The sequence below is a fragment of the Enterobacter cloacae complex sp. P1B genome (assembly GCF_014982345.1).
In the GTDB taxonomy this organism is placed as follows: domain Bacteria; phylum Pseudomonadota; class Gammaproteobacteria; order Enterobacterales; family Enterobacteriaceae; genus Enterobacter; species Enterobacter bugandensis.
Genome location: NZ_JADCLF010000012.1, coordinates 81,714 through 95,075 on the forward strand (window position 1 = coordinate 81,714; position 13,362 = coordinate 95,075).

11 protein-coding genes are annotated in these 13,362 nt (G+C 58.4%); 7 read left to right on the forward strand and 4 right to left on the reverse strand.

What is annotated here, in order from left to right; all coding sequences use genetic code 11:
- Positions 1–152: 152 nt before the first annotated feature.
- Positions 153–1,202, reverse strand: a complete 1,050-nt coding sequence (locus INF77_RS12460; protein ID WP_041911893.1) for an AI-2E family transporter — start codon at positions 1,200–1,202, stop codon at positions 153–155.
- A gap of 145 nt (positions 1,203–1,347) precedes the next feature.
- Between INF77_RS12460 and INF77_RS12465 the strand changes: the two genes are divergently transcribed.
- A complete protein-coding gene (locus tag INF77_RS12465; RefSeq protein ID WP_041911894.1) occupies positions 1,348–2,565 on the forward strand; it encodes an MFS transporter in 1,218 nt (405 codons plus the stop codon).
- Between the two features lie 4 nt (positions 2,566–2,569).
- On the opposite strand, the gene INF77_RS12470 is transcribed toward INF77_RS12465, so the two are convergent.
- The gene (locus INF77_RS12470; RefSeq protein WP_126818589.1) at positions 2,570–3,127 is read right to left on the reverse strand and encodes a DcrB family lipoprotein; all 558 of its coding nucleotides are present in this window, start codon (positions 3,125–3,127) and stop codon (positions 2,570–2,572) included.
- 72 nt (positions 3,128–3,199) lie between these two features.
- On the reverse strand, positions 3,200–3,865 hold the full coding sequence (locus INF77_RS12475) for a 7-cyano-7-deazaguanine/7-aminomethyl-7-deazaguanine transporter (protein WP_028014693.1): 666 nt from the start codon (positions 3,863–3,865) through the stop codon (positions 3,200–3,202).
- Between the two features lie 167 nt (positions 3,866–4,032).
- Here INF77_RS12475 and tusA point away from each other — a divergent pair, with 167 nt between their 5' ends.
- Positions 4,033–4,275 (forward strand): sulfurtransferase TusA, encoded by a 243-nt coding sequence (gene tusA, locus INF77_RS12480; protein ID WP_008503071.1) that lies wholly within the window; start codon positions 4,033–4,035, stop codon positions 4,273–4,275.
- Positions 4,276–4,339: 64 nt separating this feature from the next.
- Here tusA and yhgN read toward each other — a convergent pair whose 3' ends face one another.
- Positions 4,340–4,933, reverse strand: coding sequence for an NAAT family transporter YhgN (gene yhgN / locus INF77_RS12485; RefSeq protein ID WP_003861574.1), 594 nt, complete (start codon positions 4,931–4,933; stop codon positions 4,340–4,342).
- A gap of 177 nt (positions 4,934–5,110) precedes the next feature.
- Between yhgN and asd the strand changes: the two genes are divergently transcribed.
- From asd to glgA, 5 genes are all read left to right on the forward strand, one after another.
- A complete protein-coding gene (gene asd, locus INF77_RS12490; protein WP_193532553.1) occupies positions 5,111–6,214 on the forward strand; it encodes an aspartate-semialdehyde dehydrogenase in 1,104 nt (367 codons plus the stop codon).
- Between the two features lie 239 nt (positions 6,215–6,453).
- Positions 6,454–8,640, forward strand: a complete 2,187-nt coding sequence (gene glgB / locus INF77_RS12495) for a 1,4-alpha-glucan branching enzyme (RefSeq protein ID WP_045259374.1) — start codon at positions 6,454–6,456, stop codon at positions 8,638–8,640.
- Positions 8,637–10,610, forward strand: coding sequence for a glycogen debranching protein GlgX (gene glgX, locus INF77_RS12500; protein ID WP_193532552.1), 1,974 nt, complete (start codon positions 8,637–8,639; stop codon positions 10,608–10,610). The genes glgB and glgX overlap by 4 nt, the downstream gene beginning before the upstream one ends.
- A gap of 17 nt (positions 10,611–10,627) precedes the next feature.
- Positions 10,628–11,923, forward strand: a complete 1,296-nt coding sequence (gene glgC / locus INF77_RS12505; RefSeq protein ID WP_028014690.1) for a glucose-1-phosphate adenylyltransferase — start codon at positions 10,628–10,630, stop codon at positions 11,921–11,923.
- Positions 11,923–13,356, forward strand: a complete 1,434-nt coding sequence (glgA, locus tag INF77_RS12510) for a glycogen synthase GlgA (protein ID WP_041911898.1) — start codon at positions 11,923–11,925, stop codon at positions 13,354–13,356. The genes glgC and glgA overlap by 1 nt, the downstream gene beginning before the upstream one ends.
- Positions 13,357–13,362 lie beyond the last annotated feature (6 nt).

Genomic DNA, 13,362 nt, shown 5'->3' on the forward strand with positions numbered 1-13,362 from the left:
TTTAATTTGCTTTAAGGGGGGTGTTGCATTTAAGCGAAATCTGGGTGAGTTGATAAAAAACGGAAGGAATAAGCCTTAACGCAAATAAAAATACCGCGACGGTGAGCGTCGCGGTATTTGACGGTATAAACCCGTTTACACAGACAGATACGTTACCCCGGCAACCGGCTTTTCGGCCGCCCCGGCCCAAGCAGGATCGCCAGCTTGCTGCCCCCTTTGGTGGTTTCCATCCAGATTTTACATACGCTGGTCAGCGGGACCGACAGCAGCATGCCGACAGGGCCCAGCAGCCATCCCCAAATCAGCAAAGATAAAAACACCACCAGCGTCGACATGCCCAGCCGGTGCCCCATCATGCGCGGTTCAAGAATGTTGCCCAGCACCATATGCACGACGAGGAACAGCGCTCCGACCAGCATACATTCGTAGAAACCGTTAAACAGAAACGCCTGAATCATCGGCGGCACGGCGGAAAGCACCGCGCCAATATTCGGCACGTAGTTCAGCAGAAACGCCAGCACCCCCCACATCAGCGCGAACTGAACATCCATCAGCATCAGCCCCAGCCAGACAATAATCCCGGTCCAGACGCTCAGCAGCGTTTTCAGCGCCAGATATTTGGAGACGCCCTTTAAGGCGCGGTGTAGGCCGGCAATGTGTATTTGCGGGTTATTTAAAGCAAAGCGCAGCTTATACGGAACATGGCGCACTTCGAACAGCATAAACACCACCGTCATGACCAGCAGCAGTATGCTGGCCATCGCGCCGGAAAGACCGGTCATCAGCGTGGTGGCGTAGGTCATGACCTTCTCGGAATCCATCCTGCGCAGCATCCGTTCTGGCGAAATATGCAGGTTAAGAAAGGGCATCATCTCCTGCAGCGCGACGATTTTACGCGTCAGCTCTTTATTGTACTGCGGCAACATGGTGGAGAATTCGCTCAGCGATGCCGCCAGTACGCCGAAGAGCGCCGTCAGGCCAATCAGCATCACGATAACCACGATGGTGATGGCCACCGGGCGGCTCACGCCCCGGCGTAAAAACCAGGTCACCAGCGGATTGAGGACAATAGCAAAAAAGAGCGCCAGCAGGAGCTGGACGATAATGTCAGCGGCAGCATGTATACCCGCAAGGATAACCACCAGACAGGCGAGTTTTAATAAGATGTGGAGTCCTGCTTTATCAGGCTGGGGAGCTAACATGCGTGTTCCTTAGTAAGATGACCCGATAAGTGTAGTGCCTTAGGGCCGCTTCGTCTGGCACCGATAATCTGAAAGTCGGGGCTGATTTTCTTATTGCTCCGTGGTAATAGTGAAACACTGTTGCAAAAAATTCAGGTAGAACCCCATGCCAGAACCTGCCGCCGAACCGGCGCTGAGCGGATTGCGCCTCAATCTGCGCATTGTTTCCGTCGTTATCTTCAACTTTGCCAGCTATTTAACGATCGGCCTGCCGCTGGCGGTTCTGCCGGGCTACGTCCATGACGTGATGGGTTTTAGCGCGTTCTGGGCGGGGCTGGTCATCAGCCTGCAGTATTTCGCCACGCTCCTTAGCCGCCCGCACGCCGGGCGCTATGCCGACCTGTTCGGTCCCAAAAGCATTGTGGTAGTGGGATTGTGCGGCTGTTTCCTGAGTGGTCTGAGCTACCTGCTGGCTGCCGCTACCAGCCACTGGCCGCTGGTCAGCCTGGCGCTGCTTTGCCTGGGCCGCGTCATTCTCGGGATTGGGCAAAGCCTGGCAGGAACCGGCTCGACGCTATGGGGTGTGGGGGTTGTCGGTGCACCACACATTGGCCGGGTTATCTCGTGGAACGGGATCGTCACCTACGGGGCGATGGCGCTCGGCGCGCCGCTTGGCGTGGCCTGTTACGCCTTTGGCGGTCTGTATGGACTGTCGCTGACCATTATAGCGGTCGCGCTTGTGGCGATACTGTTTGCGCTGCCGCGCCCGAAGGTGAAGGCCAGCAAGGGCAAGCCGCTGCCGTTTCGGGCCGTGCTGGGGCGCGTCTGGCCGTACGGCATGGCGCTGGCCCTGGCGACCACCGGCTTCGGCGTCATTGCGACCTTCATTACCCTGTTTTATGACGCCAAAGGCTGGGAGGGCGCGGCCTTTGCGTTAACCCTCTTCAGCGGTGCGTTTGTTGGCGCACGCCTGCTTTTCCCGAACGGTATCAACCGTCTGGGCGGGCTGAACGTGGCGATGATCTGCTTTACGGTAGAGATTGTCGGGCTGCTGTTAACCGGCATCGCCAGCGCGCCCTGGATGGCGAAAATTGGCGTCTTCCTGGCGGGAGCTGGTTTCTCGCTGGTCTTCCCGGCACTGGGCGTGGTGGCGGTTAAAGCGGTGCCGCAGCAGAACCAGGGGGCGGCGCTGGCGACCTATACGGTATTTATGGATATGTCTTTAGGCATAACCGGGCCGCTGGCGGGGCTGGTGATGGCCTGGGCGGGGGTACCGGTGATCTATCTTGCCGCGGCGGGTCTGGTGATAATTGCCCTGCTGCTGACGTGGCGGCTAAAAAAATGGCCCCCGGTGCAGGCACCGGAGGCCACGTCATCGTCGTGAAGGGTTACTGGATCACGATGGTGTTAATGATGTTTTCAGCAGCCGTCTGCGCTTTCTGCTGATCTTCCGCTGGCAGGGTGATCTGCAGGGTCAGCAGTTTGTTATCAACCTTGCCCAGCACCACAGAAGACCAGGCGGTCTGGCCTTTTGCGGAGATGATGCTGTCCAGCTGCTGCAGCTTATGGCCTTTCAGCTCAATGGATTTATTGGTTACCACCTGCAGCTGCGGGTCGCGGCCGCGCTGCTGGTCTTCCAGACGTTTGGACAGGACGGCCAGGTCTTCGCTGGTGTCGTCGCCCACAATCACAATGACCGCTTTCTGGCCGGTTGCGTCGGAGTAAACGTGCATGTTATTCGCCTGGGTGCCCAGCTTGCCGCTCTGGTCAGTCATATCGGCTGGCAGAGAGAAAGTGAGTTTGCCATCCATCAGATTCACCGGCTGACCGGTCGCGTTGCTTTCTGCGGATGCGCCCTGAGCAGGCGTTTTCGTGTCGCTGTTATCACAGGCTGCAAGACCCACAACCAGCAGGCCAATCCCGACATATTTAACCAGATTGCGCATTGACTTCTTCCTTTCGATAAACGGCCATAGCGGCTCATTCACCCATCTTATCACAACTGATAAAGCGAACCCTTAACCAGCCTGCAATGCCGTGATTTCAGATTTATCTGCCAGCCTTTTCAGCAGCATATTCAGCAGCACGCCGTACATCGGCAGGAAGAAAACAATGCTGATGAGCACCTTGAAGCAGTAGTCCACCAGCGCGATCTCCATCCAGTGCTCGGCCATAAAGGCATCCGGGCTGCGCCAGAAGGCGATGAAGAAGAAGGCCAGCGTATCGCTTACGTTGCCGAACAGCGTGGACGCGGTCGGCGCCATCCACCAGCGGTGATTCTGACGCAGGCGGTTAAACACGTGCACGTCGAGGATCTGCCCCAGCGCGTAGGCCATAAAGCTTGCCGCGGCGATACGGGCGACAAACAGGTTGAAGTGTGTCAGCGCCTCAAAGCCCTGCCAGCTTCCCATGTAAAACAGGGAGGAGATCACGTACGAGATGAACAGCGCCGGAAGCATGACCGCAAAGATAATGCGGCGTGCCAGCGGTGCGCCGAAGATACGCACGGTCAGATCGGTGGCGAGGAAAATAAACGGAAAGCTGAACGCGCCCCAGGTGGTATGAAAACCAAAAATGGAGATCGGGAGCTGCACCAGGTAGTTGCTGGAGGTGATCACCAGCAAATGGAAAAGCGAAAGCCAGAACAACGCTTTTACGCGCTGTGATTCAGAGAACTGCGTCATATTGTGACCTTTTTATACGTTGGGGTGAGGGAACCCAATAAAAACCGCAGCATGATACTGCTTTGGCTGGACATTGCAATGGTTAGTTTTTGCGCAATCGTTAACCTGGTTTGCATTGCCCGCGCCGGGGCGTAAACTACAGCCGTTTTTATCTGACCGAGAAGATCATGACCGACCTGTTTTCCAGCCCAGACCACACCCTTGATGCCCAGGGCCTTCGCTGCCCGGAGCCGGTAATGATGGTACGTAAGACCGTGCGTAACATGCAGACCGGTGAAACGTTGCTGATTATTGCCGACGATCCGGCCACCACGCGCGATATTCCCGGTTTTTGTACCTTTATGGAGCATGAGCTGGTGGCGCAGCAGACCGAGGCGCTGCCGTATCGGTATTTGATTCGTAAGGGGTAGGTGGGCTGTCCTCTGCGGCCTGATGCCCTCACCCCGGCCCTCTCCCACGGGGAGAGGGAGAAAGTCATCCTTTCATCCACGCCCGGATGCCGTCCAGGAACATCTGCGTCGCCATCATTACCAGAATCAGCCCCATCAGACGCTCCAGCGCGTTCACCCCTTTCTCACCCAGCAGGCGCAGGAACAGCGACGACTGCAGCAGAATAATAAATGTTCCGCCCCAGGCAATCAGCAGGGCAATCACCAGATGGCTCATCTGATTCGGATACTGATGCGACAGCAGCATCAGCGTCGCCAGAATGGTTGGCCCCGCGACGAGGGGAATCGCCAGCGGCACAATAAACGGCTCTTCGCCCGCGGGCAGGCCGCTGCTGCTGCCTTCGGCGCTCGGGAAGATCATCTTAATGGCAATCAGGAACAGAATAATCCCGCCGGAAATGGAGACCGTTTCGGCGCGCAGGTTCAGGAACGCGAGGATTTTTTCACCGGCAAACAGGAAGATAAACATCACCAGCAGGGCAATAAGCAGCTCGCGGATCATGATCGCCCGGCGGCGCTTCGGCTCGGTGTGCTTCAGCACCGACATGAAGATGGGCAGGTTGCCCAGTGGATCCATTATCAGGATCAATAAAACCGCTGCTGAAATGATTTCACTCATGTAAATTATCCCTGAAACTCTCTATGGTTATTATGATAATTAGCTGTATTTCTGATTGCCGGGCAATCATCGATTAATTTCGCTTGCGACTTTGGCAGCATTTTGTAATGTGAAGCATATCCCAGTTCAATACTGGCTTGCACAATCAGCACACACCCTCAGCAGGAAAAAAATGCTATGAAAAACGTTGGTTTCATCGGCTGGCGCGGTATGGTCGGCTCTGTACTCATGCAACGCATGGTTGAAGAGCGCGATTTCGACGCTATCCGCCCGGTCTTCTTCTCCACTTCCCAGCTCGGCCAGGCTGCTCCGTCCTTTGGTGGTACCACAGGCACGTTGCAGGACGCTTACGATCTGGAAGCGCTGAAGGCACTCGACATTATTGTGACCTGCCAGGGCGGCGATTATACCAACGAAATCTATCCAAAGCTGCGTGAAAGCGGCTGGCAGGGCTACTGGATTGACGCGGCCTCTTCACTGCGCATGAAAGACGATGCCATCATTATTCTCGACCCGGTTAACCAGGACGTCATCACCGACGGCCTGAACAACGGCGTGAAAACCTTTGTTGGCGGCAACTGCACCGTCAGCCTGATGCTGATGTCACTCGGCGGCCTGTTCGCGCAGGACCTGGTGGAGTGGGTCTCCGTGGCGACCTACCAGGCCGCGTCCGGCGGCGGCGCGCGCCACATGCGCGAGCTGCTGACCCAGATGGGCCAGCTGCACCAAAGCGTCGCGACCGAGCTGGCAAACCCGGCGTCCGCCATCCTCGACATCGAGCGCAAAGTCACTCAGCTGACCCGCAGCGGCGAGCTGCCGGTGGATAACTTCGGCGTACCGCTGGCCGGCGGCCTGATCCCGTGGATCGACAAACAGCTGGATAACGGCCAGACCCGCGAAGAGTGGAAGGGCCAGGCGGAGACCAACAAAATCCTCGCCACCGCGAATACCATTCCGGTTGACGGTCTGTGCGTGCGTATCGGCGCGCTGCGCTGCCACAGCCAGGCCTTCACCATTAAACTGAAAAAAGATGTGTCTATTCCGACCGTGGAAGAGCTGCTGGCCGGGCACAACCCGTGGGCGAAAGTGGTACCAAACGATCGCGATATCACCATGCGTGAACTGACCCCGGCTGCCGTTACCGGCACGCTGACCACACCGGTTGGCCGCCTGCGCAAGCTGAACATGGGGCCTGAGTATCTCTCCGCGTTCACCGTCGGCGACCAGCTCCTGTGGGGTGCCGCCGAGCCGCTGCGCCGCATGCTGCGCCAGCTGGCGTAATAATTTGTTAAACACGGGGGGTGATTGTCACCCCCTTTTTTTGCGTACTACATGGAGTAAAACGCAGATGTCTTATTTTTTATCAGGAGGAACCACGACGTTGGCTATGCTTTAAGGAAGATTTATTTCTCACCTGAGGGTAGGGCGGAGCAGAGAGGATCAACTGCACCGTTTAGGTCACATTAAAAGTCGTCCCGGAGCGCGTAAAAAGGGCGACATAAAAAAACAGGATGAATACCATGTCCGATCGTATTTCGAGAGACGTGATTAATGCGCTTATTGCGGGTCATTTTGCTGACCCCTTTTCTGTGCTAGGGATGCACCGTACAGAGGCCGGACTGGAAGTTCGGGCGCTGTTGCCGGATGCGACAGAAGTGTGGGTTATCGAACCCAAAACCGGCCGCAAGGTGGGTAATCTGGAATGCCTCGACTCGCGCGGCTTCTTCTCGGGCGTCATGCCCCGCCGTAAAAACCCCTTTCGCTATCAGCTCGCCGTTATCTGGCACGGCCAGCAAAACCTGATTGACGATCCCTACAGCTTTGGGCCGCTCTTAAAAGAGATGGATGCCTGGCTGCTGTCCGAAGGGACCCATTTACGCCCCTACGAAACGCTGGGTGCCCACGCGGATACCATGGACGGTATCACCGGCACGCGCTTTGCCGTATGGGCGCCAAACGCCCAGCGCGTCTCCGTCGTTGGGCAGTTCAACTACTGGGACGGTCGCCGCCACCCGATGCGCCTGCGCCGTGAGACGGGTATCTGGGAGCTGTTTATCCCCGGGGCGCATAACGGCCAGCTCTACAAATTTGAGATGATCGACGCGCACGGCAAGCTGCGCATTAAAGCCGACCCGTACGCCTTTGAGGCGCAGATGCGCCCGGATACCGCATCGCTGATCTGCGGCCTGCCGGAGAAGGTCGTCCAGACCGAGGAGCGCAAGCAGGCCAACCGCTTTGATGCGCCGATCTCCGTTTACGAAGTGCATCTCGGCTCCTGGCGCCGCCACACGGATAACAACTTCTGGCTCAGCTACCGGGAGCTCGCCGACCAGCTGGTGCCGTACGCCAAATGGATGGGCTTTACCCACCTCGAACTGCTGCCGGTTAACGAGCACCCGTTCGACGGCAGCTGGGGCTATCAGCCCACCGGGCTGTATGCGCCCACGCGGCGCTTCGGCACGCGCGATGATTTCCGTTATTTCATTGATGCTGCGCACGCCGCCGGGCTGAACGTGATCCTCGACTGGGTGCCGGGCCATTTCCCGTCGGACGATTTTGCGCTGGCAGAGTTCGACGGCACGAAGCTGTACGAGCACAGCGACCCGCGCGAAGGCTATCACCAGGACTGGAACACGCTGATCTACAACTACGGTCGCCGCGAAGTGTCGAATTACCTGGTGGGGAATGCGCTGTACTGGATCGAACGCTTCGGCATTGATGCCCTGCGCGTGGATGCGGTGGCCTCGATGATCTACCGCGACTACAGCCGCAAAGAGGGGGAGTGGATCCCGAACGAGTATGGCGGCCGTGAAAACCTCGAAGCGATTGAGTTTCTGCGCAACACCAACCGCATCATCGGCGAGCAGGTGGAAGGCGCCGTGACCATGGCGGAAGAGTCGACGGACTTTGCGGGCGTCTCCCGCCCTCCGTCATCAGGCGGCCTGGGGTTCTGGTACAAGTGGAACCTGGGCTGGATGCACGACACACTCGACTACATGAAGCTCGACCCGGTTTATCGTCAGTATCACCACGATAAGCTCACCTTCGGGCTGCTCTACAACTACACCGAAAACTTCATGCTGCCGCTGTCGCACGATGAAGTGGTGCACGGCAAAAAATCCATTCTCGACCGCATGCCGGGCGACGCGTGGCAGAAGTTTGCCAACCTGCGCGCCTACTACGGCTGGATGTTTGCCTTCCCGGGCAAAAAGCTGCTGTTTATGGGCAATGAGTTCGCCCAGGGTCGCGAGTGGAACCACGACACCAGCCTCGACTGGCATCTGCTGGAGGGCGGCGACAACTGGCACCACGGCGTACAGCGTCTGGTGCGCGACCTGAACCTGACCTACCGCCACCACAAAGCGCTACACGAGCTGGACTTTGATCCGTACGGCTTTGAGTGGCTGGTGGTGGACGACCACGAGCGCTCGGTGTTTGTCTTTGTACGTCGCGATAAAGCGGGCAACGAGATTATCGTCGCCAGCAACTTTACGCCGGTGCCGCGCGAACACTACCGCTTCGGCATTAACCAGCCGGGCAAATGGCGCGAGATCCTGAATACCGATTCCATGCATTACCACGGCAGTAACGCCGGTAACGGCGGGCTGGTGCAGAGCGATGCGATTGAAAGCCACGGGCGTCCAAACTCCCTGAGCCTGACGCTGCCGCCGCTTGGCACCATCTGGCTGATGCGGGAGGGAGAATGACGCAGCTTACGGCAGGTAAACCCGAACCGCTCGGCGCGAGTTTTGATGGAAAGGGGGTGAACTTCACGCTCTTTTCTGCTCACGCGGAGCGGGTGGAGCTCTGCGTGTTTGACGGGGAGGGTAACGAGCACCGTTACGATTTACCGTCCCGCACGGGAGACATCTGGCACGGTTACCTGTCCGGCGGGCGTCCGGGAATGCACTACGGTTTCCGCGTACACGGCCCGTGGGAGCCATCTCAGGGGCACTGGTTTAACCCGGCGAAGCTGCTGATTGACCCGTGCGCGCGCCGCGTGGACGGCGAGTTTAAAGACGACCCGCTGTTCCACGTCGGCTACGGCGAACCGGACCACCGCGACAGCGCGCCCGTCGCGCCGAAAAGCGCGGTGGTGCACGATCTCTACGACTGGGAAGACGATGCCCCGCCGCGCACGCCGTGGGGTAACACCGTCATCTATGAAGCGCACGTCAAAGGGCTGACCTACCTGCACCCGTCGATCCCCAAAGAGATGCGCGGCACCTACAAAGCGCTGGGGCATCCGACCATGGTCGCTTACCTGAAGCATTTGGGCATCACCGCGCTGGAGCTGCTTCCGGTGGCGCATTTCGCCAGCGAGCCGCGTCTTCAGCGTCTTGGGTTAAGCAACTACTGGGGCTACAACCCGCTGGCGATGTTCGCTCTCGACCCGCGCTACGCGGTGCATCCGGAGAAATCGCGGGACGAGTTTCGCGACGCGGTGAAGGCACTCCACGCCGCGGGCATTGAGGTCATTCTGGACGTGGTGCTGAACCACAGTGCGGAAAGCGATCTTGACGGCCCGACGCTCTCACAGCGCGGAATCGATAACCGTAGCTATTATTGGATCAGGGAAGATGGCGATTACGAGAACTGGACCGGGTGCGGTAACACCCTCAACCTCAGCCATCCGGCCGTTACGCATTACGCGTACGAATGCCTGAAATACTGGGTAGAGACGTTCCACGTGGACGGTTTTCGTTTCGACCTGGCGCCGGTGATGGGGCGCACTCCAGCATTTAGCCAGCAGGCGCCGCTGTTTGAGGCGATAAAAAACTGCCCGGTGCTCTCAACGGTGAAGCTGATTGCGGAACCCTGGGACATTGGTGAAGGCGGTTATCAGGTGGGGAACTTCCCGCCGCTGTTTGCCGAGTGGAACGACCACTACCGCGATGCCATCCGCCGCTTCTGGCTGGCGCGCGATTTGTCGCTGGGCGAGTTCGCCGGACGCTTTGCCGGCTCCAGCGATCTCTTTAAACGCGACGGAAAACGTCCGTCGGCCACCATCAACCTGGTGACGGCGCATGACGGTTTTACGCTGCGCGACTGCGTTTGTTTCAATCAGAAACACAATGAGGCCAACGGCGAAGAGAATCGCGATGGCACTAACAATAACCATAGCTTCAATCATGGTATAGAAGGGTTAGGCGGAAGTCTGGATGTGATCGAGCGGCGACGCGCCAGCGTTCATGCGCTGCTGACGACGCTTTTGCTGTCTCAGGGCACACCGATGCTGCTGGCGGGCGACGAGCACGGCCACAGCCAGCACGGCAACAACAACGCCTATTGCCAGGACAACACCTTAACCTGGCTCGACTGGGGGGAGGCGAACAGCGGGTTGACCCATTTCACCGCGGCGCTAATCCACCTTCGCCAGCAGATCCCCGCCCTTACCGCCGACAGCTGGTGGGAAGAGGGCGACGGCAACGTTAGCTGGCTGAATAAAGACGCGCAGCCGTTGAGCGCGCAAGAGTGGCAACACGGCATCACCTGCCTGCAAATCCTGCTTTCGGATAAGTGGCTGGTGACGCTGAATGCGAAGGACGACGTCGCAGAGATTGTTTTACCTGACGGGGAGTGGCGAGCTGTTCCCCCCTTTGCCGGAGCGGATAATCCGGTAGTAATGGCTGTCTGGCACGGGCCTGCGCACGGAGTGTGCGTATTCCAAAGATGATAAAAAAGGAGTTAGTCATGGTTAGATTAGAGAAGAACGATCCGTTAATGTTGGCGCGCCAGCTACCATTAAAAACCGTTGCCCTGATACTTGCGGGCGGGCGTGGTACCCGTCTGAAAGATTTGACCATCAAGCGCGCCAAGCCGGCCGTTCACTTTGGTGGTAAGTTCCGCATTATCGACTTTGCGCTCTCAAACTGCCTGAACTCGGGCATTCGCCGCATTGGCGTCATTACTCAGTATCAGTCGCACACCCTGGTGCAGCACATTCAGCGCGGCTGGTCATTCTTCAGCGAAGAGATGAACGAGTTTGTCGATCTGCTCCCGGCGCAGCAGCGCGTACACGGGGAAAACTGGTACCGCGGCACGGCGGATGCGGTGACCCAAAACCTCGACATTATTCGCCGCTACAGCGCGGAATACATCGTGATCCTCGCGGGTGACCACATCTACAAGCAGGATTACTCGCACATGCTGATCGACCACGTCGAAAAAGGGGCGCGCTGCACCGTGGCGTGTCTGCCGGTGCCCGTTGCCGAGGCGACGGCGTTTGGCGTGATGCACGTGGATGCGGACGATAAGATTATCGACTTCGTTGAAAAACCGGCGAACCCGCCAACCATGCCGGGCGATGACACCAAATCGCTCGCCAGCATGGGGATCTATGTCTTTGATGCAGATTATCTTTATGAGCTGCTCGAAGAAGACGACAAAGACGAAAGCTCCAGCCACGACTTCGGTAAAGACATCATCCCGAAAATCACCAAAGCTGGCATGGCCTATGCACATCCCTTCCCATTGTCCTGCGTGCAGTCCGACCCGAATGCGGAGCCTTACTGGCGCGATGTGGGAACCCTGGAAGCGTACTGGAAAGCCAACCTCGATCTGGCGTCCGTGACGCCTGAGCTGGATATGTACGACCAGAACTGGCCGATTCGTACCCACATGGAATCCCTGCCGCCGGCGAAGTTCGTGCAGGACCGCTCCGGCAGCCACGGCATGACCCTGAACTCGCTGGTCTCCGGCGGGTGCATCATCTCCGGTTCGGTGGTGGTGCAGTCCGTGCTGTTCCCGCGCGTGCGTATAAACTCATTCTGTAATATCGATTCGGCGGTTCTGCTGCCGGATGTCTGGGTAGGGCGTTCGTGTCGTCTGCGTCGCTGCGTGATCGACCGCGCCTGCGTCATTCCAGAGGGAATGGTGATTGGTGAAAACGCGGAAGAAGATGCGCGTCGCTTCTACCGTTCTGAAGAGGGGATCGTGTTAGTCACACGGGAAATGTTGCGGAAGCTGCAGATCAAACAGGAGCGATGATGCAGGTTTTACACGTATGTTCTGAGATGTTCCCGTTGTTAAAAACGGGCGGCCTGGCGGATGTTCTTGGTGCATTACCGGCGGCGCAAATCGCCGGTGGAGTCGATACCCGCGTCCTGCTGCCCGCCTTCCCGGATATCCGGCGCGGCATACCTGATGCAAAGGTCGTGACCCGTCGTGAAACGTTTGCCGGACGCATCACCCTGCTGTTTGGGCATTACAACGGCGTAGGGATCTACCTGATCGACGCGCCGCATCTGTACGACCGTCCGGGCAGCCCGTATCACGATACCAACCTTTTCGCCTATACCGATAACGTGCTGCGCTTTGCACTGCTCGGCTGGGTGGGGGCGGAGATGGCTGTCGGGCTGGATCCGTTCTGGCGTCCGGATGTGGTCCACGCGCACGACTGGCACGCCGGGCTGACGCCAGCGTATCTGGCGGCAAAAGGGCATCCGGCAAAATCGGTGTTTACGGTGCACAACCTGGCGTATCAGGGCATGTACTATGCGCATCATATGAATGACATCGATCTGCCATGGTCGTTCTATAACATGCACGGGCTGGAGTTCAACGGGCAAATTTCGTTCCTGAAGGCCGGGCTGTACTACGCCGACCACATCACGGCGGTGAGCCCCACCTACGCGCGTGAAATTACCCAGCCGGAGTTTGGCTACGGTCTGGAAGGGCTGCTGCAGCAGCGCCATCGTGAAGGCCGCCTGTCGGGCATTCTGAACGGCGTGGATGAGCAGATCTGGAGCCCTGAAACCGATCTCCTGCTGGCCGCGCGCTATGGTCGCGACTCGGTGGAAGATAAAGCCGAGAACAAGCGCCAGCTGCAAATTGCGATGGGGCTGAAGGTCAACGACAAGGTGCCGCTGTTTGCGGTGGTCAGCCGCCTGACCAGCCAGAAAGGGCTGGATCTGGTGCTGGAGGCGCTGCCCGGTTTACTGGAGCAGGGTGGACAGCTGGCGCTGCTCGGCGCGGGCGACCCGGTGCTGCAGGAAGGTTTCCTCGCCGCCGCCGCGGAACATCCGGGGCAGGTGGGCGTGCAGATTGGCTATCACGAAGCATTCTCGCACCGCATTATGGGCGGCGCGGACGTGATTCTGGTGCCGAGCCGTTTCGAACCCTGCGGCCTGACGCAGCTCTACGGCCTGAAATACGGCACGCTGCCGCTGGTGCGCCGCACGGGCGGGCTGGCGGATACCGTGTCGGATAGCTCTCTGGAAAACCTGGCGGACGGTATCGCCAGCGGGTTTGTCTTTGAAGACAGTAATGCCTGGTCGCTGCTTCGGGCGATTCGGCGTGCGTTCGTCTTGTGGTCCCGTCCATCCCTGTGGCGTTACGTTCAGCGTCAGGCGATGTCCATGGACTTTAGCTGGCACGTTGCGGCGCAGTCGTACCGCGACCTTTATCAACGCTTGATGTAACGAGGC